This window comes from Marinobacter sp. GH_1 (assembly GCF_048595985.1).
Lineage (GTDB): Bacteria > Pseudomonadota > Gammaproteobacteria > Pseudomonadales > Oleiphilaceae > Marinobacter > Marinobacter shengliensis.
In genome coordinates this window covers 4,021,624-4,045,400 of the sequence record NZ_CP184460.1, presented here as the reverse complement: position 1 = coordinate 4,045,400, position 23,777 = coordinate 4,021,624, and the positions used below count along the sequence as shown (strand labels likewise).

The following is a 23,777-nucleotide window of genomic DNA, read 5'->3' as shown; positions in this document are numbered from 1 at the left end:
CATAAGGACAGTGCGATGAAATCACTTGCCATAGGTATCGACCTTGGTACCACGAACAGCCTGATAGCGGTTTGGCAGGATGGTAAGTCAAAGCTGATTCCTAACAGCCTTGGCCAAATAATGACCCCTTCAGCGGTCAGCCTTGATGAAGACGGTTCGCTGCTTGTTGGAGCGGCAGCCGCAGCACGACGTGTCACACACCCGCAGCGCACAGCTGTGGCTTTCAAGCGTTTTATGGGCTCGGAGCACCGGTTCGAACTTGGTGATGGCCACAGTTATACACCGACGGAGTTATCGTCGTTTGTTTTGGCAAGCCTGAAGCAGGATGCAGAGAGCTTTCTTGGCCAGGAAATAAACGATGTGGTGATCTCGGTCCCCGCTTATTTCAACGATGAACAACGCAAGCATGCGGCCTTTGCGGCAGAATTGGCGGGTTTGAACGTCGTCAGGTTGATCAACGAACCGACCGCCGCCGCGTTGGCCTACGGCCTGCACGAAAACTCGGACCGGTTGTCCCTGGTGTTTGACCTCGGTGGCGGAACCTTCGATGTTACTCTGCTGGAGTACGTGGGTCCGGTGATCGAGGTGCGCTCTTCTGCCGGCGACAACTTTCTGGGTGGCGAAGACTTTACCAGGGCGATTGCCGATGCCTGCCTCGACTCTTGGGGCCTGAAGGCAAGCGAAGTTGATTCTGCATCTATGGCGCTCTTGCTCGCAAAAGCCGAACAGCTGAAATGCAGGCCGGTCCGCGAGCGTGGCAAGCTTTGCTGGGCCTGGCAGGGCAAGGAATTTGAGTGGTTTACGCCAGAGGCCCTTGCCCGGGCATGGCAGCCATTGATCGACCGGCTGAGGCAACCTGTTGAGCGCGCCTTGAGAGACTCGAGAATAAACCCCCGTGAGCTAGATAACGTGGTTATGGTGGGTGGCAGCACCCGCTTGTGGGAGGCGCAGCAACTGGTGAGCCAACTGTTCGGAAAAATGCCCCTGCGTCACCTGGACCCGGACACCGTTGTGGCTCAGGGCGCTTCGGTGCAGGCTGCTTGCCGCCTTCGGGATGAGGCCGTTCAGGAAATCATCATGACGGATGTGTGCCCGTACACCTTGGGCATCGCGATCTCAAGTGAGGTCAATGGTGAGCGCATGAATGGCTTGATGTCACCGATCATCGAGCGAAATACGACGATACCCGCGTCCCGCGAGCAGCACTACTACACGACAGCAGACGATCAGACATCGGTTAATGTGCTGGTCTTTCAGGGCGAACGCCCGAGAGTGCGGGACAATGTCTTTATTGGCGATATTACGGTGCCTGTTCCGCCGGCGCCGGCCGGTGCAGAGTGCATTGCTGTGCGTTTCAGTTATAACGTGGATGGTCTGCTGGAAGTGGACGTGACCGTGCAGAGCACCGGCGAGAAAATTGAGCGCCTGATTGATCGTAGCCCGAATGGGCTGAGTGAAACCCAAAAGCAGGCATCGCGAGAGCGACTGAGGGCCATGAAAATTCATCCTAGGGATGAGATGCCCAACCGTACGCTTCGAGCCAGGCTGGAAAGTGCCTATGCCCAGACTCTGGGCCGAGAACGTGAAGAGGTCATGCACTGGTTGAATCAATTTGACGCGGTGCTTGCCGGGCAGGATGACCACGAAATCCGGCGTGTGCGGGAGCGGCTTGAGAGCGCTCTTGCGGAGTCGATACAGTTCAGTTGAAAGAATGACCTACACCTCACCATCCACGCAGCAGTCTGGCATGACGATGGCGGTGTCCTTCAACTCCTGAAATTCATCAGCCTTGGTCAAAAAAGTTTCACGCACAGGTAACCCTGTTTGTGAACACTGGCTCCGCAGTATCATTCATTAAACAAGGAGCTGGTTATGAAGTTACTCACGTTGGCGGGCATCGTGTTGTGCTCGATCTCTATCGCCGTCGCCCACGCCGGGCCGAAGAATCAGGATGGGCAGAACTGGTTGCCGCCGGGCCTTGCCGAGTGGAAGGAGTCATCGGATTGGGGTAAGCACCACCACGGGAAGTTCAAGGGGCAGGAATCGGTGCAGCTTGGGCCGCGCCCGTTCTGGCTGGTACAGGATATGGACGAGGGACCGTTGAAGGAGCGGCTTCAGTCCTGCAGTGCCCGTTCGTTCAAACCCTCGGACTTCTCCATCGGCCATCGAGGCGCGCCGCTACAGTTTCCGGAGCACACGCGGGAATCCTACATTGCTGCGGCCAAAATGGGGGCGGGCATTGTCGAATGTGACGTAGCCTTTACCAAGGACCGGGAGCTGGTTTGCCGCCATGCCCAGAACGATCTGCACACCACCACCAACATCGTTACCATTCCTGAGCTGAACGCGAAATGCACGCAGCCCTTCGTGCCGGCCGATCCGGCTTCCGGCGCGCCTGCGCAGGCCGAATGCCGTACCAGTGACATCACACTTGCGGAGTTCAAAACCCTGAAGGGCAAGATGGATGCCTACAACTCGGAGGCAACTACGCCGGAGGAATACCTTGGCGGGACGGCCGACTGGCGGACGGACCTCTACACCGCCCGCGGCACTCTGGTCAGTCATCGTGAAAGCATTGAGCTGTTTAAGGCGCTGGGGGTCAAGTTCACTCCGGAGCTGAAGTTCCCGGTGGTGGATATGCCGTTTGAGGGCGATTACAGTCAGCAGGATTATGCCCGCCAGATGATCCAGGATTACATTGATGCCGGCGTGCCTCCGAGAGACGTTTGGCCGCAATCCTTCAACCTGGGCGATGTGCTCTACTGGGTTAACGAAACACCCCGCTTTGGCAAGCAAGCGGTGTTCCTTGATCAGGAACCGATTACCCCAGACAACACGTCCCTGGCCTTCATGGAGCACCTGAAAGCCCGTGGTGTGAATATCCTGGCGCCCGCAATCTGGAAAATGCTGACATTGGATGGCCATGGCGAGATTGTGCCTTCCGAGTATGCGGAGAATGCCCGCGCGGCGGGACTGGATATGATCGCCTGGACGGTTGAACGGAGCGGTCCGCTGGCCACCGGTGGTGGTTGGTATTATCAGACCGTCACAGACGCCATCAATAACGACGGCGATGTGTTCAACGTGATTGATGTGTTGGCCCGGGATGTTGGCGTAATCGGGATATTCTCCGACTGGCCGGCGACCACGACCTATTACGCAAACTGCATGAACGTGAACAGCGGTCGGTAAGTTGAGCGACGGTGGGTCAGGGTGTGTGAAGCGCGCTGACCTGCCGTGAACCTGCGCCTTCTTTGGCGTATGATCTCCACCTCAACTTTTGACGAGCCCCACAGGAGCCCAATATGATCTGGACCGTTTATTTATCCGGCGAAATCCACACCGACTGGCGTGAGCAGATTGCTGCGGGTGCTGAGGCGGCGGGGTTGCCGGTTGAGTTTACCTCTGCCAACACCGACCACGAATCCAGCGACGCCGCGGGCGATTTCCTGGGTAAGCCGGAGAGCAATTTCTGGCGTGATCACCAGTCTTCCAAGGTGAATGCCATCCGCACCAAGACCCTGCTTGAGCAGTGCGACCTGGCGGTGATCCGCTTTGGCGACAAGTACAAGCAGTGGAACGCGGCCTTCGATGCCGGCTACTGTGCCGCCATGGGCACGCCTTACATAACCCTGCATGATGAAGACATCGTGCACCCGCTCAAGGAAGTGGACGCAGCCGCCATGGCCTGGGCACAAACGCCGGAGCAGGTGGTTGAGCTGCTGAAGTATGTAACGGCCTGAGTACAGCGTTTTCCGTAACACCATCAACAGGATGTAAAAAGGGCAAAGGAACATGCCACTCTTCAATACTGGCGGTGTCGGGGCAACAGCCCTGACACTTTGCCTGCTTTTTCTCTCGTTACTTGCCATTGATCCCATTCAGGCCAATGCACGGCCGCCTGCCATCCCTCTGGCCAATGTCTATCACTCGGGTGTAAACCTCGAGGAATACTGGGTCAGCGAAAAACTGGACGGCGTCCGGGCCTATTGGGATGGCGAGCAGCTCTGGTCCCGGGGCGGGCATGTATACGCGGCGCCGGACTGGTTTACGGCGCAGTTTCCCCGGCAGCCGTTGGATGGTGAACTCTGGAGTGGTCGCGGGCGCTTTGCTGAGCTGTCCGGGGTGGTGCGCAAAGTGCAGCCGGTGGATCATGAGTGGCGTCAGGTGAGGTTTCATGTGTTTGATCTGCCACAGCCTGAAACCGTGTTCGAGCAGCGTTACCGTCAGTTGGAACAGCTGGTTGCAGCCTCTGGCTCTGAGTATCTGGAATTGGTGGCGCAGCGCCCGGTTGCCAGCCATTCAGAACTGATGGCAAAGCTTGAACAGGTGGTGGCTGCCGGTGCTGAAGGGTTGATGCTAAAGCGAAGAAACAGCCGGTATCAGGCCGGTCGTTCCGATGATCTGCTTAAAGTGAAAACCCATGAGGATGCGGAAGCGAAAGTCGTTGGTCACCTGCCGGGCAAGGGCAAGTACGAGGGGCTGATGGGGGCTTTGGAAGTGGAGCTGTACGATGGCCGGCAGTTTCGCATCGGAACCGGGTTTGCCGATGCGGACAGGCGCAACCCGCCGGCGATTGGCTCAATCATTACCTTCCGCTACCGTGGTTTGACCGCCACCGGCTTGCCGAGATTTGCCAGCTTTCTTCGGGTCCGGAATGATGAACCGGTGCCGAAGGCCGATTAGGGCGAGATGGCCTTGCTGCTCTGGGCCAGCTCCTCCAGCGTGCTGTATTCACACTCCAGTTCAGCGATGAAGGTGCGGCCGGAATCGGTCAGGATGTTGTCATCCCGGAGTAGTCGGCGGCCCAAAAGTACCGGGTAGGAAAATTTGCCCCGGTCGGTGAGGGAAAACTGGGTTTCATGGACCTTGCCGCCGAGACAGAAGTCCATTTCGACCACATAGCGCCGCTGTGAGGGGGCGCCCTTGCGTTTGATCAGTACGGTGCGATAGACCGGCCGCTCAAATTCCAGAATCACTTCGTCGTGTTTCAGATCACCCTCGCTGGGCTGGTCTTCGTGGTCACCCAGCGGGAGCTGGAAGCGCACCCATTCCTCGTTGTCCTTCTCGAAAGATTCCACATTCACAGCATGCAGGGACGAGGTCTTGGCGCCGGTATCCAGGCGTGCTTTTAACCGGATGCCGGTCTCGCCCATCACCACCCACTCCACAAAGCCCATCACTTCCGGCTCCGCCGATGCTTGTGACTGAGTCTCGGCCGTGGCCGGGTTGGCAGAGAACAAGAGGCTGGTCAGGGCGATGACAGCAGATCGCATTGGATGCTTCCTTTGGCTGGTCAATCTGAAAAGGTGGAGCGGCACGGGCCGGTCCGTTTCTGTGCAATTCCAGCAAGGTTATCAGGGTCGGTCGCCTGTAGCCCTTTCGGGCAGATTAACAAACCGTGAGCCTGTCTTGCCGGATTTGCTCCGGGGCCGCCACTCTGGCCCGAAAATGGCCAGTGTAATGCACTGCAAAGGGCGTACACTGAAAAAATACTCGGGAGACTAACCATGGTGTCTGTTCCTTCCGCTGGGCGAGTCCAGCAGCACATTTCAGCCATTGCCAGCGGCTTTCTGGGTGACTGGCTGGAGCACCGGGGCAATCCGCTGGCGGTGCCGATGACGGTGTTTGCCGATGGCGAAGCGCTGGATCTGCAGAATCCCCAGCCCGCAGCGCCGGGGAGCGTGCTTTGCCTGTCCATCCATGGGCTGATGGAGCTGGAATCGGTGTGGGATTTTCCGGCCAAGCCCGATGAACACTACGGCACCCACCTCGCCAACACGTTGGGCGATACGTCGGCCCTCAAGCTCCGTTTCAATACCGGCCGGCCCATTTACCGTAACGGCCAGGATCTTGCCGCGTTGCTGGAGCGGCTGGTGAGTAACTGGCCGGTACCGGTCAAGCGGATTGTTCTGATCGGCCACAGTATGGGAGGCTTGCTGATTCGCAGTGCCTGTCATTATGGGGCTGCGAATGATCACCGCTGGGTCAGCCTGAACCCGGATTGTGTGTACATCGGCTCACCCCACGACGGCTCCTGGCTGGCGGTGGGCGCCCATAAAGCGGCAGGCTGGCTGAATCGGGTGCCCCGGGATTATCTGAAAGTGGTGGGCGAGGTGATTGACCTTCGCAGCGAGGGTATCCGCAACTTATCCCGGGGGGATGCTTTTGAACCGGGTACCTCAGATCAACCGCTGTTGCACGGTGCCCGGCATTACGTGATCAGCGGACTGCTCGCCAAGGGCGAACGGCACCCTGTAAACGTTCTGTTTGGCGATGCCCTGGTGCATCAATCCAGCGCCCGTGGTGATCGTCGTGAAGGCTGGGAGCTGGCGGGCATCGCCAATTTTCCCGGTGTTGACCATATTCGCCTGGCCCACCACCCCTTGGTGAGCCAGCAACTTCAGGAGTGGCTGGCATGAAAGGACCGGACAACAACACGCAATGGTGGCTGGGTGTGACGGAGCTGGTGGCCCAAGGCATGCATCACGGCGCGGTTAAGCTGAAGCGTGTGCACCTTTCCATTGCAGACGAGAGTTTTCGGGTGCTGGACGCCATTCCGGCCACTCGGCCCGGTAGCCGGCTTGTTCGGGTGTGCCACCATGGTATCGCCAGAGTCAGTTACGACAGCGTGTCGCTGGCCGGTCGTGTGATTGCCGAAGGGGCGGCGTCTGCCGGTGCCCGTTTGGCGATGCGTCGGCAAGACATGACTGAAACATGAATGATTCTTAGTAGGGTTTTAACCCCCAACCAGCCGTTATCTCTGTAGGGTAAACGCATGCAATCGGGATAGAGACATCCGGATTGTTCGTTTCGACGAATGGAAAACCCAACCACAGAGGAAACGCGTTATGAGCTACAAAGCCAGTTTTGCGTGTGCCACGGTTCTGTCTGCTGCTGTACTGACAGCCCCTGCCGTCTGGGCACAGGATAAAGTGAGCCGGGATAACTCAGGGCCATACATCAGTGGTAGTTATGGGGGCTACAAATCCCACGGCGGTGAATTCAAGGATGAAAACGATCTGCTGGGTGCGGCGCTGGGTTACCAGTTCAATGAGTTCTTTGCCCTGGAAGCGGAATACATTGATTTCGGCAAGTTCGGCGATGACGACGTTAAAGCCAAGCTCAAAGGGGTTGGCCTGAGCGCTGTTGGCCGTTTGCCTCTCACTCAGAGTTTCGGGGTGTATGCGAAGGCCGGTGCATTCGCTTCGGCCTTTGATGTGGATGCCTTCGATGAGAGTGAAACCTATGACGAGGTCAATCCGTTTATTGGCGCCGGTGTGGATTTCCGGGTGACCAATAGCCTGACCGCCTTCGCCGAGTATGCCCGTTACAACGTGGATATCGATGAAGACGATTTCAATGGCCAGATTACCAATAATGGTCCGGATTTCGACACCGGCCGGGTTGGCTTGAAGTACCAGTTCTGACTCGTTACGGGTTTGGGGCGCCGGCTGTAGCAGGCCGGCGCCCCTTTCTTTACGCCTTAGGGTGTTCGGCTTCGTCTGGCCCCGATGTTTGCCCTGCTGGAATAACCTCCAGGCGGTTCCGGCCGTTACGCTTGGCGGTGTATAGCGCCTGGTCGGCCAGCCGGAGATATTCCGCAGATGTGTGCTCTGGTGTTGGAAACCCCAATGCCAGGCCAATGCTGACGGTCAGATCAATCCCTTTATCCTTGCAGGTATCACAGCGCCGGGTTGCGACTTCCTCGCGGAACCGGTTCAGCCGAGCCTTTATGTCATCTGCATCCTGATAACTGGCAAAAATCACAAACTCTTCTCCACCAAACCGTGCCAGACGGTCAGTGTCGCGGCGGAAATGTTCGCGCATGGTATTTGCCAGAGATTCCAGGCACCGGTCACCAGCCTCATGCCCCCAATTATCATTAATCTTCTTGAAATGGTCCGCGTCGACCATGGCAACCGCAAAGCCGGTCTGGTGCCGCAGGCACCATTGAAAGCTGTTGGAGAACTCCCGGTCGAAGTAGGTGCGGTTGCCCAGGCCTGTGAGGTTATCGGTCACACTCAGACGGGACAGAGCGGTATTGGCCTCGGCAAGTTCCCGATTGAGACGGCCGAGTTTCCGGTTCCAGTAGACCAGCAGGGCGGTGGCCAGCAGGCCCAGCGAAAGTATTTGCCAGAACCGGGTATAGTCCACGCGTTCCTCGATTCGCAGGTTGCGCCAGGTGCTTTCAAGCTGAGTGCGCTCTGCAGGTGTCAGGCTCAACACCAGTTTCTGCATGATGCCGTGTAACGTGGGTTCGTCATTGCGGGTGCCGATCGCCAGTGACCAGTCGGCCGGTACCCGGCCAATCACCTTCAGGTCCGCCAGGCCCATTGACTGCATGTAGTAACTGGCAGTGGCCAGTGTAGTGACATAGCCGATCAGCTCCCGGTTCTGAAGTTTTCTCAGGCCTTCTTGCTCTGACTCTACGGTAACCAGTTGCAAGGATGGATTGCGTTTGCGCAGCAATTCGGCAAACGCGTAGCCTTCCACAATGCCAACGCGGCCGCCCTCCAGCTCGTTGAGACGCTGAATGAACGGGGCCTCAATACGGCCAATCACCACGTTTGGTACTTCCAGATAGGGTGAGGTGAAGTCCAGATAAATGGACCTTTCGGGTGTACGCATGGCCATCGGGAACATGTCGCAACGCCGATCCTTCGCCGCGGCAATGGCTTCCTGCCAGTTGCTGGTGGGCACCAGCCGGAAACGCAGGTTACCTCGTTGGCTGAACAGCTCAAGCACATCTGCGGCCAGGCCGGTGTGTTTGCCATCCCTCACGCCTTCGAGGGGCATCCAGTCCGGGTCTGCGCAGATGCGAATTTCCCGATTCCGTTGTTCCAGCCATAGGGATTCGATGTCTGTCCAGTGCACCAGTTCCGCTGTGTTCAGCGAGGGCTGGTTGCTGGCGCCGAGCCAGCGGGTTTCGATCACCTGTTGTTCCGTTGGCGTAATGCTGGTCAGTGCCTGATTCAGGATGTCTGCCAGCGGCGCCAGGGCTGGTCTCACCCCGAAGCGAAGGTCCTCGCCACTGAAGCCCGGGAGCTGAAGTTCTCCGGCGATTCGGGTGCCACTGATACCCAGTTGCCGGATCCAGTAATTGCCCGAATGCAGGGCTCCGATAACGACATCCACATCGCCGCTCGCCAACGCCTGGAACATGGGTTGCTGTGAGTGGAAGCTGAGCAATGTGCCGTTACTCAGCAATTGCCGAAGCGTTTCCTCATAGTAGATGCCCGCGCCCAGTCCAACCCGATAGTGCTTCAGGTCCTCAAGATTTTGGTAGTTGAGACTCTCATCCCGGGTAAAGATGACGTTGGGAATGATGTGATAGGGCGAGGTGAAGTGGGCGAAGGACTCCCGTTCCGGGCGATGGGACATGTTGGCCATGACATCAATGTCGCCGTTCTTGAGCATGGGAATCAGTTCGTCCCACTGGCCGCTGACAGGAATAGCCTGCAGGCCAGTCAGGTCAACCAGCCGGTTCATGATATCCACGCTCAGACCTCTGACCCGCCCGCCGTCGGTGAAACTGAACGGCGCATAATCATCCATGAATCCGATCCGAACCGGCCCCAGACTCGCCAGGTACTGTCGTTGTTGCGAGCTGAGGGCCAGCTCTGTACCTGTGGAGCCGGTCAAACCGCCAAACTCCTGCCAACGCTGCAGCAGGTGCTGCAGTTTTTCCTCCGGTACGGCATTCAGCCCGGCCTGAATCTGATTGAACAGGTTCAGGTTGTCGGTGAGAACACCAATACGGAAATCCTCCCCGGAGTATTGTTGCAGCGGCGCCGGGCCAAGCAGTTCCAGGAAGCGGAAACCGGCCTGGTTGGCGAGATACTCCATAGTGAGTTTGGGGCCCACAGCAATATCGATCCAGCCAAAGGCCAGTGCCCGAACAACGCTCGTCAGGGAGTCGTAGGTGGTCAGTGAAATGCCGGCGTCGGCGAATTCAGTGCGGTAGAAAATGTCCTCTACCATGCCAACGCGAAGGCCTTGTAAGTCGTCCAGCGCCTCAATCGTGGGAGTCGGGCGGGCGCTGTCATGCATCAGGTAAATTTCGCGGTAGTGATAAGGTTCGGAGAACAGGACCTTTTCAGCACGGTCCGGACGCCAGGAAATACCGTCTATCGCATCCAGATCTCCGCGCAGGAAGGCCGCATAGATGTCTGGCCAGCTACCGGCACGAAAATCAAAGACCAGGTTGCTGTTGCTGGCCACTTCCCGAAGGACGTCAATGGAGAACCCGGCTGGATTGCGACCTTCAAAAAAAGTGTAGGGTTCGTTGTCGGCCACCACGCCAATTGTGACAACGGGAGACGGGCTCTCCGGCTCTTCCGCCCGGGCTGCGAACGTCAGCACCGCAATCATCAGTGTGGCCAGCGTTAGCCAGGCAGCACAGAATTTTCGCTGGGGCGGTTGAGGCAGGCGGCTTTGCAAGGTATACCTTCCCTGTGAATAACAGTGCCAGTGTAGTTGCAGATCGTAACCTTTGACAGTGGTGTGTGGCTATATTGAATACAGATTCAGGCTATGAAACGGCACGCCTTTGATGGAGTAGGAGAATGACAGAATCGGGTTTTGACTGGCAGCAGATTCCGGCCGCTGTGTGGCGCCGGCACCGCTCCGGCCTTCGGGCCATTCGCCGGCTGGATCCGGTCAGATGGGCTGATCTCACGGGTATTGACCGGCAGAAACAGGCGCTGGCCCGCAACACCGAACGCTTTCTGGCGGGGCAGCCCTCCAATAATGCGTTACTTTGGGGGTCCCGGGGCACCGGCAAATCGTCTCTGATCAAGGCATTGCTGAACCGTTACCAGGCAGATGGCCTGCGAATGATTGAAGTGGACAAAGACGACCTGGTGAACCTGCCGGAGATTGTCGACGACATCTGCGAGCTGCCGTACCGCTTTGTGATCTTCTGTGATGACCTGTCGTTTGATGTGGGGGAGTCCGGTTATAAGGCCTTGAAAAGCGTGCTAGAGGGTTCACTGGAGCTGCCCCCGGAGAACGTGCGGGTGTATGCCACCTCCAACCGCCGGCATCTGATGCCGGAATTCATGAGTGACAACCTGAAAAGCGAGGTGCGCGACGGCGAGCTGCACCCGGCGGAGGCAATCGAAGAGCAGGTCTCACTGGCGGACCGGTTCGGGCTGCAATTGTCGTTCTACCCGTTTTCCCAGGATATCTATCTGCAGGCGGTAGACGCGCTGTTTCCTGAGGTGGCAGAGCGCTCGCAACTGCACCAGGAGGCCGTCCGGTTTGCCACCGGCAAAGGGGTGCGCAACGGGCGCACGGCCCAGCAGTTTTACCGCCAGTTTGCCGGGGACCCCAGATTCAGCTGACGCCGGCTATTGCCGGCGGGCCATGCGGATAAACCGGTGGTGGATGGTCCGGATGCCCAGGAACACCAGCACCATGATCACCGGTATGGCCACGCCCAATACCAGGGATTTGTTGAACGCCAGGCCGCTATCCTGCAGTACGTCCAGGCCAAGCTTGAGCAGGCTGATCAGATAGTAGGAGATCGCCACAACCGAGAAGCCTTCGACTGTGTGTTGCATCATCAATTGAATGCGGGAACGGCGGTCCATGGAACTCAGCAACTGCTGGTTCTGGCTCTGGATCGCCAGTTCCACCCGGGTACGCATCATGTCGGAGGCTCGGTCTACCCGGCGGGACAGGTCTTCGAGCCGTTCCCCTACCGCTTCGCAGGTTTTCACCGCCGGGGTTAGCCGGCGGGTCATGAATTCGCTGATGGTCAGGTGGCCGGAGACTTCGTCTTCCCGCAGTTCTTCCAGCCGGGTCAGCACCAGTTCGTGGTAGGCCCGGGTGGCGGCAAAGCGGAAGGTGGAGTGGGCCCGGTAGGCTTCGATCCGGGCGGCAATGTGGGTCAGTTCGGCCAGTATCTGTTGTTCGTCCAGGGATTCGTTATCCGCCAGGGACTGGGTGATGGTGGCCAGTTTGTGGTCCATGTCGTTCAGACTGGGCGTCATTTCCCTGGCCAGTGGCAGCGCCAGCAGCGACATCAGCCGGTAGGTTTCAATCTCCATCAGGCGTTGTACCAGGCGGCCCAGCTGGCTGTTGGACATCTTGTGATTGAGCACCATGAACCGGCCGAAATGGTCGCTGTGCAACTGGAACGAGCCCAGTACCCGGGCGGCGCCTTCCTGTGGACTGCTGCCAATGAGGCGCATACCTTCGAAATACTTGCGCATGAACGCCAGTTCGCTGCGGGCGTCCTCTTCTGACGGGCGCACCTCTATGTGAAAGGCCCCGACAATGGTGCCGTCCAGCTGTTCCAGCCAACCCTCAGGTAATGAGCTGATGCCGGTCTCGGCAAACGGGTCGGCGCTGGAAACGTCCAGGTTGGTGAAGGTGTAGGAGGCAAACTCCATATGCACTTCACGCCGGACGCGCAGCTTGCCGAAGTTGTGCTCATAGCAGCTGACTTCCTGTTCCGGCCAGGGCTCGCCCAGCAGGCGGTGCAGCCGCTGAAGATGCGCGAACTGTGTTCGGCGCTGCTCCGGTGTGACCAGCACGGCAATGTGGGTCACCCGGGCGGTGGAAGGAATCACCTGGAAGGGGCGTGAGTGCAGTTCCTGGTAAAGGTCTGCCCGCAAGGGATGAAAATCCAGGGATGACGTTTCGGCACTCACAATGTTTATCCTGTTTCCGGGCGGTATACCGGGATGATAACCCGGAAGCTCACCCCGTCAATGCCACCTTCGCGGGTGTTTCGGGCCTCCACATGGCCACCATGGTAGTCGGCAATAAGACGTACGATCAGCAACCCCTGCCCCAGGTGCCCCTCGCTCTGGCCCTGGCGCTGGGAGACAAAGGCGCCAAAAATATCCACGCCGGCGTGTTCCGGCAATTGCGAGCCCTCGTTGAACACACACAATTGGTAGTGGTCCGAATGGCGTTGCAGGCTGACCTCTATGGCGCCGCCTTTGGGGGTAAAATCCCGGGCGTTATCCACCAGCTTGTCGAGCATTTGCACCAGCATTTCCGGTGAGCCCATCAGTGGGCATTCGGCTTCGGGAATCTGGTAACGGATCTGGTGGTCGGCATCCAGTTGTTGGTACGCCTCGGTGGCTTGCGCGACCACCTCGGACAGGTCGAACCGTTCTTTGTCAGCCTGGTCGAAGCTCTGCTCGAGCCGCGCGGCCTCACTCATGCTGTTGAGAATTCGGCGCAGCCGCTCGGTAGCCCCGGCGGCCCGTTCCAGGTATTGCTGCCGTTCCTGCTCGGAGCTGTTATGGGCGAGGTTCTCGAGGGACGACCTGACCACCGCCACGGGGGTTTTCAGCTCATGGGACAGCCGGCGGGAAAAACTCTCCAGGTAGTGGTTATAACTCTGCAGCCGTTCCACCATCTGGCTGAAATGCTGTTGCAGTTGCCCCAGTTCATCCTGGGTTCTGGCGCCGGGCACCTGGCTCAGAATCCGGCCATCTTCGTCCACGCTGGCGCTGACCAGGCGTTGCAGGCGGGCAATTCGCCAGGATAACCAACTGGCATAACCCAGCAGCACCAGGGTTAACGCGAGAATGATTAGCAGGCTGCGGGCCAGGACGCTGCCAAGGGCCGAGCCGGAGACGGTGAGCAGTTGATCGAGGGATTGTTCCAGTACCAGCGAGCGACCGCCAAACAGATCATGCTCGGTGGCCAGCCAGACCGAGCCGTCATTGCGCCTGACCAGGTGATTGTCTGGCAGGCCACCGGTGATCAGCCTATGGGTGGCTTCGCCCAGCGGTGTGGGCTCCGGCTGGTAGAGCCGAATCAGGGCGCGCAGGGCGTTGAGGGTGATTTTCTCAAGTACTTGCACGGGAGACAGATCATCGAAGTCCGGGCCCTGGCCAGTGGCCGGATGCCGGTGATGGGCAATCACCCACCCCGCCGGCTCAACCAAAGTGACTTGCTGACCATCACCGAGCTGGTCCGCAAGTGCCCGTTCCAGTTCAGGGATCCGCTGCACCAGCGGGGGTGGTGGTTCAATGCCGGTGCCGGGTACGGAGGCGTCCTGGCCTCCCTGGGTCAGCTGGAAGCCCAGCAAGCTGCCACGGGCAGGCTGCGGCATCTGCAGCTCTAGTTGCCAGCCAGACCCCCGATCCCGCCAGGCACCCTGAACCCGATAATCCGGAGTCTGCTGGCGGTCTTCCCGAATGGCATTCACGCTGCCCGGCGCTGAGGTTCGTATTGTCCAGCGTTGCCGTGGCACCGGCTGTTGCAGGTTGGTGACCGGCGGTTGCAGCACCAGCTCAAAGCGATCATGGGGTTGGTCAGGCCGGTTCTGCTGAAACAGTTGCATGGCCTGGTTCTGCATCTGGACCAACAGGAACAGGTGCCGGCCATCACTGGCGGCCTGCCATCGCAGGTGGGGTGCGCCCGGCAAGGGTAGGGGCTCAGCCGATTGCCAGGGCTGCAGGTGATCGGGCTCATCGTAACCGGGCCAGTCGTCGGCATGGCCGTCGGGTTTGATCGGGGTTTCTGCCGGGCTGGCGTAGAGCGCGTTCGGGGTGGTGATGGCGGGTTGCCCCAGCAGCAGGTCGCCGGCCAGGTTTGCCATCCGCTGGCCCCGCTCCTGGAGCTGTTGCAGGGCCTGTTGGCGCAGGGCGTCATCCAGTTCCAGCACAAACTTCAGCCCGGCCCAGGGTATCAGCAGCATCAGCAGGCTGGCGAGGAACAGCTGGCGTTTAAGGCTCAAGGTCAGACCTCACGGGCATTCCAGCGATAACCCATTCCATAGGCGGTCTGAATGCCATCAAAGCTGCAGTCCAGCTGGCTGAATTTACGCCGGATGCGTTTGATATGGGAGGTCACGGTGTTGTCATCCAGTACCGTGCTGGCGGCTTCCATCAGCTGGTCCCGGCTGCGAACGTGGCCGGGATGCTGCACCAGGCTGTGCAGCATCCAGAATTCGGTCACCGTCAAGTCCACCGGCTGGTTGTCCCAGGACACGGTCATGCGGTCGACGTTGAGCGACAGCCGGCCCCGGTGCAGCAGCTCATCCGGCTTTTGCAGCGCCTCGGCCCAGGCATCGGCCCGGCGAAGCAGGGCGGTAATCCGGGCCAGCAGATGATCCAGGCTCATGTCTTTGGTGACGTAATCGTCAGCGCCCAGGCGCAAGCCGTGCACCGAATCGATATCGCTGTCCCGGGCGGTCAGGAAGATGATCGGCAAGGTAGCAGACTGCGACCGAAGGTCCTGGCACAGGGTAAACCCGCCTTCCGGCTCGTCTCCAAGCCCGACGTCAATAATGGCCAGGTCTGGCAACGCCTGGCGCAGCACTTGCCAGGCCGATGGCCGGTCGCCATAGGCTGATACCCGGTAACCCCGGCGCTCAAACGCCGCCCGGTAGTTATCGCGAATGCCTGCTTCGTCTTCAATCAGAACAATGTGTTTTTTCATGGGTGATGCTGTTCAGCAAGATGTGCTGTCATTAAACCATGCTCCTTGCGCGGCACAAGTCGATGCTGCGGGATTGCCATAATTCATCATTTTCTATCGCCAGCTTGCCCGTTTCTGCCACGGCAGGGCCCATTCAGCCTGTTGCAATGGCATCACTAACTTCCACAAAAAGGATGTCGTGATGATGTTGCTATCGCTGCTTGCCAATCCGGCCGTACGGCCTGACCTGTTCACCGCCCGCCGGGCGAAGCCAGCCGCTAAACAATCCAGGTGGTTGCGAATGGCCGAGGGTATCAGCCTTTGGCTGGCGGTTCTGCTGATGTTGTTTGTCCATCCCCTCTATGCGGAGGCGCGTCAGATGGACATGGAACAGCCGGGTCAACTGTACCTGATGAATGATCAAAATGCCCGGCAGCAGCCGGCGGTGATTTTGGACAGTGAGTTTCAGGTTCGTGTGTCTGGCTTGCTGGCCCAGACCAGGCTGACCAGGACGTTTCGTAATGCCAGCGACCAATGGCAAGAGGGGATTTTCGTGTTCCCGTTACCCGACAAGGCCACGGTGTACGGGCTACGCATGATCATTGGCGAGCGTGAAATCGTGGGGCACATTGAGCCCAAAGCCAAGGCCCGCCAAACCTATGAGCGGGCCAGGCAGGCCGGGCAGCATGCGGCCACGCTGGAGCAGCATCGCCCGAACCTGTTTACCAGCCGGGTAGCCAACATCCCGCCAGGCGAAAGTGTGCAGGTGGAAATCCGTTATCAGCAACCGGTGGCCTACAAGCATGGTGAATTCGAACTTCGACTGCCCACCACCTTGACCCCTCGGTATATGCCAGGCGAACCGCTGGCGGAAACCCAAGGCCCGTGGCAGTCGGGGTGGGCGCTGGCCACCACAGAGGTTGCCGATGCCCATGAAATCAGCCCGTTTACCGTTCGCCCCACGGACGTTGATGGCGGCAGTCACCGGGCCAGGATCGGAATAGAGATCGAAAGCGGCCTGGCCCTGGCGGATGTCTCCAGCCCAAGCCATCGACTGCACACCGAGCTGGACGGTGCCAGGGCGACGGTGAGGCCGGAACAGGAAAAGGTGCTGATGGACCGCGATGTGATCGTCAGGTGGCGCCCGGTAGCCGGCAGTGAGCCAAAAGCGGCCGTGTTTCACCAGACCTGGCAGGGTGAGGATTATCTGATGGCCATGGTGCTGCCGCCTGAAACGGTCGGGCCGGTGCTGCGCCGGGAGCTTGTGTTCGTTATTGATACCTCGGGTTCCATGGCGGGGGACGCGATTGCCCAGGCCCGTTCTGCCCTGCTGAAGGGGCTGGAATCCCTGCGCCCCGGTGATTCGTTCAATGTGATCCAGTTCAACAGCCAGGCCCATGCCCTGTTCGCCCAGCCGGTGCCGGCAGAAGGCCATTACCTGGCCCGGGCTCGGCGTTATGTCCAGGATTTGCGGGCCAATGGCGGTACCGAGATGGCGGGTGCCCTGTCGCTGGCGCTGGGAATGGACTCTGGTCCGGGTGGTGAACGGGTGCGCCAGGTGGTGTTTATCACCGACGGTGCCGTGGGCAATGAGTCTGCCCTGTTTAACCAGATCCGATCAGGTTTGACTGACCGAAGACTGTTTACCGTGGGGATTGGTTCTGCACCCAATATGCACTTTCTGCGGGAGGCGGCCCGGTGGGGCCGGGGTGAGTTTACCGCAATTCACTCAGGCGCCGAGGTAGACCGGGCCCTGAACCGGCTGTTTGCCGCCATGGAGGCACCGGTGCTGACCAATCTGGACGTCCGCTGGCCGGATCAGGGACAGCCTTTGGAGCCAGTACCGGCCAGGCCCGGAGATCTGTTTCGCGGCACGCCGTTGGTCCAGGTAGTCCGGGGGCTGCCGGCAGCAGGGCAGTTGCAGGTTTCCGGCCAGTTGCCCGGAGGCCGTCACTGGTCCACTTCTCTGGATCTTGCCCAGGCGGCGCCCGCCAGTGGTTTGAATCGTCAGTGGGCCCGTGGCCGGATTGATGAGCTGACCGATGCCGCCCGGCTTCAGGGCCAGGCGCCGGATGAGCAGCAAATCACTGAGCTTTCGGTTCGCCATGGCGTGATTTCGCCGTTCACCAGCTTTGTGGTGGTGGAGCAGCGCCGGGTTCGCCCGGAAACCGAAAGCGCAGGGTCGCAGAGCATACCCACACTGCTGCCGGCAGGTAGCCAGCCCGGTATGCTCAGGTACCCCCAGACGGCCACATTCGCACCGTTGTTCACTGCGCTGGGTTTGCTGGGGCTGATGTTTTCCCTGGCCATTGCCATGCTGAACCGGAGGCCATCCCTGTGAGTCGCCTGCTGCTGTTACTGTTCGGTTGTTCTGCCACGGTGCTCATGTTCGGGCTGTGGATTCCCTTCAAGGCGCTGGTGGCACAGGAGCTGCTGGCACTTGCCTGGGCGGAAACCCAGGCCCGTCAGGTCCAGGCCCGGCCCTGGCCCTGGGCGGATACCTGGCCGGTGGCCAGGCTGGAAATGCCTGAATTGGACGTGTCGATGATCGTGTTGGATGGCCTGCATGGCGAAAGCCTGGCCTTCGGGCCGGGCCGGGTGGTGGCCGGTGCCGACGGGCCGGTGATTCTGGCCGGACACCGGGACACCCACTTCAGCCACCTCCAGCATCTCGCTCCGGGCAACCCGGTCAGATTGCAAGGCCAGGATCAGCGTTGGCAGGACTATCGGGTAACCAGTATCCGGGTAGTGGACAGTCGTAAGGAGCTTATTAACACTCACGCGTTGGCGGCCGGCACCCTGCTGTTGGTTACCTGCTACCCTTTCGACGCCATGGATGCCCGTGGCCCCCTGCGCTATGTGGTTGAAGCCCATCCCGTTTACGCTCTCGAACAAAAGGATACTGTTGCCGCGCTTTAAGTATGGCGTACACTTGTGCGCCAAGTGAGTCTTAACGGAAAAGCAGTATGGCAGTGGTAAGAAAAATCCTGGCGTGGATTAGCGTGCCAGTCTTGTGCCTTCTGGCATTGGTGTTATACCTGGCCCGGCCGTTCAACCCGGATAACAACCGGCTGCTGGGCTGGATCGTCGCCCGGGTAGGGCGTTGTTTGCTGGGCATGAAACGCCCCCTCTATGGGGCCGAGAACATGCCGCAGGACAGGCCTACGGTCATCATCGCCAATCACCAACAGAACGACGACCTGTTCCTGATGGGGGACTTGTTGCCGCCACGCACCGTGGCGGTGGGCAAGTCCTCACTGGTTTGGGTGCCGTTCTTTGGCCAGGTATTCTGGCTGGGTGGCAACATCATTCTGAACCGAGGTCGGTCCCGAAAAGCGGTGGCGGTGATGGAGGCCACCAGTGAGGCGATCAACCAGCAGCGTAAAAGTATCTGGGTATTCCCGGAAGGCACTCGTAGCCGTGGCCGTGGCCTGGGAAGTTTCAAGAAAGGCGCGTTTCACACGGCCATTGCCGCCGGTGCCCCCATCACCATGGTGTGTGCCGGTGAGTATCACGGCAAAACACGAGGCTGGTCTGGCCGCAGGGAGCCAGTCCCGATGCGGATTCTTCCGCCCGTCGAAACCCAGGGGCTGACCTCTGCCGATATACCCGAGCTGATCGCCCGGTGCCACCAACAGATGTCGGAAGCCATCGCAGGGCTTGCACGAACTCCCGGAACTGCTTGAATGGCCGTGAAAAACAGGGCAGTCTTCTGAACAGGAATGCATTCTGGACTGGTAAACCTTGGGAGAATGGATAGATGAGCCTGATCTGGTTTCTGATCATTGGTGGTCTTGCCGGCTGGCTGGCTGGCCTGATTATGAAAGGCAAGGGCTTTGGTGTGCTGGCCAATATCGGTATTGGTATTGTCGGTTCGGTGATTGGCGGCGTGCTGTTTGGCGTGCTCGGGCTGGCGGTAAAGAGCATGGTCGGCGAGCTGGTAACAGCGACCGTCGGTGCGGTACTGCTGTTGGCAGTGGTTAACAAGATAAAGCAGGGCTGACATGATCGTACCCGTAACCGCTGTGTTCGCGGCCGTCCTCGGCTTGTTGTTGCTGGTGTTGTCCGGCCAGGTGGTTAAGTACCGGCTGAAGTACCGTAAAGGGCTTGGCGTGAACGACGATGTGGAGTTTGAGGCAGCGGTGCGCGCCCACGCTAACCTGGTCGAATATGCGCCCATTGGCCTGATCATGCTGGCGATTGCCGAGCTGAACGGTGTTGCCTCAGGCCTGATTTACTGGACCGGCATGGCGCTGGTGGTGGGCCGTATTCTCCATGCCTGGGGCATGATCAACGGCAAGGGTGGCCCCCACAAGGCCCGTATGATTGGTATCCTGTTAACCTGGCTGGCGATTCTGGTGGCGGCGTTGCTGTTACTGTGGAACGTCTGGCAGGTGTACGGCTGAGCAAGCCGGCAGCGATTGCTTAAACGGGGCCTGTTGGCCCCGTTTGTGTTTGTACCGGGTGCTCAGAGTGCTCGGGCAATGTCCATGGTCAGGTATTCCAGCTCCACCCGTCGGTTGGCCGCGTGGTCTTCCGGCCGGGCCAGGGGGCGATCCGAACCCCAGGTGGCCAGCACAAGGGCAGACTGGTGAACGCCCTCACGCATGAGCAGGCGGGCAACGGAGTTGGCCCTCAGGCGAGCCAGGAAACGATTGTATTCCTCTGAACCAAAGCGGTCGGCGTGGCCATGAATTCTTACCCGCACACCCGGGTGGTTTTTCAGGTAGGCCGCGTGCTGCTTCAGAACCTCGATGTCACCGGCATCCGGGGTGTGTTTGTTGAAGCCGTAGTGAAATCGGGTGCGGTGAGGACGGCTTCCGTCTTGTGAAGGCTGGCCCGCCATGCCGCCGAATGCCAATGCGGCCTTCGCCAGCAGGTCAGGGTTGTCCAGAACTAGTACGGTCATGTGCAGTATCCTCGAGTCCAGAATCCGGTTTTTGTTGTTATTGCTTCCCCAATATTGTTGGTTGAAGCAATAACGGCAATTGGCGAATGGTCGATAGGCACCGGAAGTGAGTGGTTACCGATTGAATGGCATTTGTGTGACTGTGTGATGACATCCATGGTTGTGTGCTGCGCCACATTTCCCGTTGCAGACCTTTGATTTCTGCTCGCCAGGTGTCATTACACCGGGAAAAGAAGTCGCTGCTGTGGTAAAAAGCAGCTTTTCAGGGACAGATTGTGATGAATTGTGACCGCCCATGCTGATTATTCCTGCCGAGAACGCCGTTAACTGGAAACGCCCGCCCTGGGTAACCCTGAGCCTGATGATGGGTTGCCTGCTGGTCTTCCTGTTCTATCAGGGCGGTGACGACCGCAAGTTTGAAGCCGCCCTGGAACAGTACCTGGAAGCCGACCTGCTGGCGCTCGAGGCACCGGCTTATGAAGACTATCTGCAGCGGGAAATCCGGTTCTCTGGTGATGCCCAGAGTGTGCTGGAGCTTCAGGAATTCCAGCAACTGCAGGAGGACAACGAAATCTTCTGGCTGGCAGCCACCCTGTTGGTGGACCGGGAGTTCTACCAGTACCTGCAAGAAAACCGGGACCTGATCTGGGCGCCGGCTGAGCGAAGTCACTGGCTGGAGCAGCGGGTTGCCATCGACGAACAGTGGCTGTCTCGAATGAGCGCTTATCAGTTGGGGCTTATCCCGGCTGAGTTGTCGCTTTACAGCCTGATCACCTACCAGTTTCTGCACGGTGGCTGGGGCCATATTATCGGTAACCTGCTGTTCCTGTTCCTGCTTGGCTTCACGGTCGAGAAAGCCCTGGGGCCTGGCCGTTACCTGATGGCCTATCTGGCCTGTGGTGCGTTATCCGGCCTGATGTATACCGGCTTCTCCATGGGCAGCCAGATTCCTCTGGTGGGCGCGTCAGGCTCCATTTCCGGATTGATGGGCATGTATGTGGCCATATATGGCGTGCAGAAAATCCGCTTTTTCTACTTCCTGGTGGTCTACTTCAATTATTTCCGGGCCCCCGCCATCGCCCTGTTGCCGGTGTGGGTAGGCAAGGAAATCTACGATTACTGGTACGCCGGCTCTACCGGTATTGCCTATATGGCTCATGCTGGCGGGCTGCTTGCCGGCGCTGGCCTGGTCTGGCTGTTGGGTAAAAGCTGGTTGCAGGTGAAAGAAGAGTTTTTTGAACCGGAAGGAGATGAGCAGGACGCCCGCTTTACCTCGGCGTATGCCCAGGCCATGGCCAGCCTTGGACGGATGGATTTCGATTTGGCCCGGCGCCAGTTTGAAGCGTTGCGGGAACGCTATCCTGAGCGCACCATCGTGTTGGAACATCTGTACCAGCTGGCCAAACTGCGGCCAGACCTGCCAGCCTACCGGGACCTGTCACGGGAACTGATGGCCGATGCCATGGCCCGACGGCAGCCAGAGCAAATGATCTCAGTGTGGCAGGAATATCTGAGCAAGGGTGAGGCCCATCATCCGCTGGCGGTGGAAGACCATAACCGGGTAATGTTTGCCAGTCTCAAGCACCACGATTTGAAATCAGCGGAAAAGGCTTTTGAACGCATGCGCTCAACGGCGGATGTGGAAATGGTCAACGAGGCCTGCCGGTTGTTGCTGGCGGAGTTCGAGAAGCACCAGATGGAGCCAAAAGCCCGCCATTACCGCCAGTTGCTCCAGAACACTCTTTGAAGCCTTAAATGCCGGCACAGGGCAGCTTGCCCTGTGCCGGCGCTTTCCGATTACTCAGGTACCTCAAAACTCGCTTTCGGGCCTTTCAGCGGTTGCTGATTGCGGGCCTGGTCCAGCCAGGTGTCAATCTGCCCATGCAAGGGGTGGGTGACACAGCGTTTCTTGATAAACGCGAGAAACGCACTGGCTTTCTCCCACTGTTGCAGACCATTGGCCAGTGCCTGGGCGGCCAGTAAATAGGCCGGTGCCAGCTGGTCGCTGTCCGGGAACCGTTTGTGGAAATCCTGCAGCAATCGCAATGCCGGCTTGAAGTGGCCCCGGTGATACAGGGCACTGGCACACTGCACCGCCAGTTCCGGATCGTCCAGCTGAAAGCCAGGCTCCGCCGCTTGCAGAGTCTGCATCAGCTGGTTCAACCCGTCCCCATCGTGTCGTTGGGCGAGCCACGCCATCAGGCGCGGGTGATACCGGTACAGCTCGGTCGTTGCCTGCCGGGCGGTCAGAATCTGATAGAGCTGCCCGATGCGTTTCGGATTGTCCCGGTCTTTTTTGAGGGATTCGATCAGCATGCTCTGAACCCGGTCGTAGTTGCCGTCTTTCAGGTTCATGTCCAGATCGGCATCAAAGCGGGTGCTCCGGTCCCGGTTCTGTTGGTCTGCGTCGCCTTCTTCCCCCTGAATGTCCGAGGCAAAGCCCAGTTCTTCCTGATACTGGAACAGCAGGTAACCCAGCATGTGGAACAGAATCAGGGTAAAGGTACTGTTGAGGAAGCCCGCCAGGGGCTGTGCCACCCACATCGGGAAGTGATCAACGGCAAAATCCTGGGCCGCCCCGGAAGCCAGGGTGAGCAGAATCAGATAGCCATACAGCAGGAAGTAGGGGGTGCCGATACGGGAAATCAGCACCGCCAGGTTCATCGGGTTCACCGCCGCACCCACTGATCGCTCCATCGCCAGCACCATGATGCTGGCGGGCAGGGCGAGTATCGCAAATGCCAACGCCAGCATCATAAGAATCGGCCCGCCGATCATCGCGGCCGCAGCCACCAGGCCACCCATCAGCACGAACACCAGAAGCTGCAGAATAACGATATCAAAACCGCTGCCCGTAAACGCCACCGACACCGGTGGCGGTTTCAGATGGCCTTCTGCGGTGTGGCTGATCACGGCATAGGTGTATTTGAACAGGGCCAGTGCCAGCACCAGCCAGATAATCAAGCCGACAATGTTCGCCGGTGCAACGATAGGCACCAGGGTGCAGATGGCGATCACCATCAATGGATCGGTATGGAACGGGTAGCGGAAGAAAGCGCCGATGCGGTGCCAGAAGGGCACCACCTCGGTTGCCGCCCCGAGATACCGCATGGCCTTGCTGCAGCGTGGGCACAGGGCGCGGCGCTGGCGGGTATCTGCATCGGGCATGCAGCGGTTGCAATAGTGCATCTGGCACTCACCACAGTGCCACTTGGCCGGGTCGCCCGGGTGGTAATGACAATCGTGTTTCACGGTAGATCCTGATCCGTCAGAAAACAGCGCCAATGATGACAGAACTGGCCCCGGGCCGCAGCTGATCTGTTCACACATCCCGGGCAATGTTGTTTTCAGGTTGCTCGTGCGGGCCCCTGCTAACGCCATAGATATCAAAGCAAGCAGGGCTGTACTTGGCTCGGTGGCCTGGCTGTTGGTGGGTATTCATGGCCCGAATGCTGAACATTCACGGCTGGAGAGT

Annotated in this window: 21 protein-coding genes; 14 read left to right on the top strand and 7 right to left on the bottom strand. The window is 59.1% G+C overall.

Features of this window, described 5'->3' with window-relative positions; translation table 11 throughout:
* Positions 1–15: 15 nt before the first annotated feature.
* The 4 genes from ACNSOI_RS18450 (at position 16) to ACNSOI_RS18435 (ending at position 4,686) form a co-directional block, all read left to right on the top strand.
* Positions 16–1,707 carry an Hsp70 family protein gene (locus ACNSOI_RS18450; RefSeq protein ID WP_420194747.1) on the top strand — a complete coding sequence of 564 codons (1,692 nt, stop codon included), beginning with the start codon at positions 16–18 and terminating at the stop codon, positions 1,705–1,707.
* A gap of 165 nt (positions 1,708–1,872) precedes the next feature.
* Positions 1,873–3,192: a glycerophosphodiester phosphodiesterase family protein gene (locus tag ACNSOI_RS18445; protein ID WP_420194746.1), complete on the top strand. Its 1,320-nt coding sequence runs from the start codon at positions 1,873–1,875 to the stop codon at positions 3,190–3,192.
* A gap of 113 nt (positions 3,193–3,305) precedes the next feature.
* On the top strand, positions 3,306–3,743 hold the full coding sequence (locus ACNSOI_RS18440; RefSeq protein WP_058091620.1) for a YtoQ family protein: 438 nt from the start codon (positions 3,306–3,308) through the stop codon (positions 3,741–3,743).
* Positions 3,744–3,795: 52 nt separating this feature from the next.
* Positions 3,796–4,686 (top strand): DNA ligase, encoded by an 891-nt coding sequence (locus ACNSOI_RS18435; protein ID WP_420194745.1) that lies wholly within the window; start codon positions 3,796–3,798, stop codon positions 4,684–4,686.
* On the opposite strand, the gene ACNSOI_RS18430 is transcribed toward ACNSOI_RS18435, so the two are convergent.
* Positions 4,683–5,276 carry an ATP-dependent zinc protease gene (locus ACNSOI_RS18430; protein WP_061330931.1) on the bottom strand — a complete coding sequence of 198 codons (594 nt, stop codon included), beginning with the start codon at positions 5,274–5,276 and terminating at the stop codon, positions 4,683–4,685. The two genes, ACNSOI_RS18435 and ACNSOI_RS18430, sit on opposite strands and share 4 nt — an antisense overlap.
* A gap of 234 nt (positions 5,277–5,510) precedes the next feature.
* Between ACNSOI_RS18430 and ACNSOI_RS18425 the strand changes: the two genes are divergently transcribed.
* The 3 genes from ACNSOI_RS18425 to ACNSOI_RS18415 all read left to right on the top strand — a co-directional run bounded on the left by ACNSOI_RS18425 (position 5,511) and on the right by ACNSOI_RS18415 (position 7,430).
* On the top strand, positions 5,511–6,422 hold the full coding sequence (locus tag ACNSOI_RS18425; protein ID WP_286252370.1) for an esterase/lipase family protein: 912 nt from the start codon (positions 5,511–5,513) through the stop codon (positions 6,420–6,422).
* Positions 6,419–6,721, top strand: coding sequence for a hypothetical protein (locus ACNSOI_RS18420; RefSeq protein WP_152439347.1), 303 nt, complete (start codon positions 6,419–6,421; stop codon positions 6,719–6,721). Before ACNSOI_RS18425 ends, ACNSOI_RS18420 begins: the two co-directional genes overlap by 4 nt.
* Positions 6,722–6,851: 130 nt before the next feature.
* Complete coding sequence (locus ACNSOI_RS18415) at positions 6,852–7,430, top strand: outer membrane beta-barrel protein (protein ID WP_106694054.1); 579 nt, start codon at positions 6,852–6,854, stop codon at positions 7,428–7,430.
* Positions 7,431–7,479: 49 nt separating this feature from the next.
* On the opposite strand, the gene ACNSOI_RS18410 is transcribed toward ACNSOI_RS18415, so the two are convergent.
* Positions 7,480–10,443 (bottom strand): transporter substrate-binding domain-containing protein, encoded by a 2,964-nt coding sequence (locus ACNSOI_RS18410; protein WP_420194744.1) that lies wholly within the window; start codon positions 10,441–10,443, stop codon positions 7,480–7,482.
* Between the two features lie 125 nt (positions 10,444–10,568).
* Here ACNSOI_RS18410 and ACNSOI_RS18405 point away from each other — a divergent pair, with 125 nt between their 5' ends.
* Positions 10,569–11,348, top strand: a complete 780-nt coding sequence (locus ACNSOI_RS18405) for an ATP-binding protein (RefSeq protein ID WP_420194743.1) — start codon at positions 10,569–10,571, stop codon at positions 11,346–11,348.
* Between the two features lie 6 nt (positions 11,349–11,354).
* Here the strand turns inward: ACNSOI_RS18405 and ACNSOI_RS18400 are convergent, their stop codons facing one another.
* From ACNSOI_RS18400 to pdsR, 3 genes are read right to left on the bottom strand one after another with little or no spacing between them, the layout of a single operon-like run.
* A complete protein-coding gene (locus tag ACNSOI_RS18400; protein WP_152439345.1) occupies positions 11,355–12,662 on the bottom strand; it encodes a DUF3422 family protein in 1,308 nt (435 codons plus the stop codon).
* A 5-nt stretch (positions 12,663–12,667) separates the two neighbouring features.
* Entirely contained in the window at positions 12,668–14,710 is a 2,043-nt protein-coding gene (locus tag ACNSOI_RS18395; RefSeq protein WP_420194742.1) for an ATP-binding protein, read from the bottom strand.
* Positions 14,711–14,712: 2 nt separating this feature from the next.
* On the bottom strand, positions 14,713–15,414 hold the full coding sequence (gene pdsR / locus ACNSOI_RS18390) for a proteobacterial dedicated sortase system response regulator (RefSeq protein ID WP_420194741.1): 702 nt from the start codon (positions 15,412–15,414) through the stop codon (positions 14,713–14,715).
* A 280-nt stretch (positions 15,415–15,694) separates the two neighbouring features.
* On the opposite strand from pdsR, the gene ACNSOI_RS18385 reads away from it, so the two are divergent.
* From ACNSOI_RS18385 to ACNSOI_RS18365, 5 genes are all read left to right on the top strand, one after another.
* The gene (locus tag ACNSOI_RS18385; protein ID WP_420194740.1) at positions 15,695–17,734 is read left to right on the top strand and encodes a marine proteobacterial sortase target protein; all 2,040 of its coding nucleotides are present in this window, start codon (positions 15,695–15,697) and stop codon (positions 17,732–17,734) included.
* On the top strand, positions 17,731–18,312 hold the full coding sequence (locus ACNSOI_RS18380) for a class GN sortase (RefSeq protein ID WP_286252355.1): 582 nt from the start codon (positions 17,731–17,733) through the stop codon (positions 18,310–18,312). The genes ACNSOI_RS18385 and ACNSOI_RS18380 overlap by 4 nt, the downstream gene beginning before the upstream one ends.
* A 47-nt stretch (positions 18,313–18,359) precedes the next feature.
* Positions 18,360–19,079, top strand: a complete 720-nt coding sequence (locus tag ACNSOI_RS18375; RefSeq protein ID WP_106694050.1) for a lysophospholipid acyltransferase family protein — start codon at positions 18,360–18,362, stop codon at positions 19,077–19,079.
* A gap of 74 nt (positions 19,080–19,153) precedes the next feature.
* Positions 19,154–19,396: a GlsB/YeaQ/YmgE family stress response membrane protein gene (locus ACNSOI_RS18370; protein WP_061330921.1), complete on the top strand. Its 243-nt coding sequence runs from the start codon at positions 19,154–19,156 to the stop codon at positions 19,394–19,396.
* A gap of 1 nt (position 19,397) precedes the next feature.
* Positions 19,398–19,799 (top strand): MAPEG family protein, encoded by a 402-nt coding sequence (locus ACNSOI_RS18365; RefSeq protein WP_061330920.1) that lies wholly within the window; start codon positions 19,398–19,400, stop codon positions 19,797–19,799.
* A 62-nt stretch (positions 19,800–19,861) separates the two neighbouring features.
* Here ACNSOI_RS18365 and ACNSOI_RS18360 read toward each other — a convergent pair whose 3' ends face one another.
* On the bottom strand, positions 19,862–20,302 hold the full coding sequence (locus ACNSOI_RS18360; RefSeq protein WP_374812609.1) for an OmpA family protein: 441 nt from the start codon (positions 20,300–20,302) through the stop codon (positions 19,862–19,864).
* A gap of 295 nt (positions 20,303–20,597) precedes the next feature.
* On the opposite strand from ACNSOI_RS18360, the gene ACNSOI_RS18355 reads away from it, so the two are divergent.
* Complete coding sequence (locus ACNSOI_RS18355; RefSeq protein WP_420194739.1) at positions 20,598–22,049, top strand: rhomboid family intramembrane serine protease; 1,452 nt, start codon at positions 20,598–20,600, stop codon at positions 22,047–22,049.
* A gap of 50 nt (positions 22,050–22,099) precedes the next feature.
* Here the strand turns inward: ACNSOI_RS18355 and ACNSOI_RS18350 are convergent, their stop codons facing one another.
* Positions 22,100–23,554, bottom strand: a complete 1,455-nt coding sequence (locus tag ACNSOI_RS18350) for a B-box zinc finger protein (protein WP_420194738.1) — start codon at positions 23,552–23,554, stop codon at positions 22,100–22,102.
* Between the last annotated feature and the right edge of the window lie 223 nt (positions 23,555–23,777).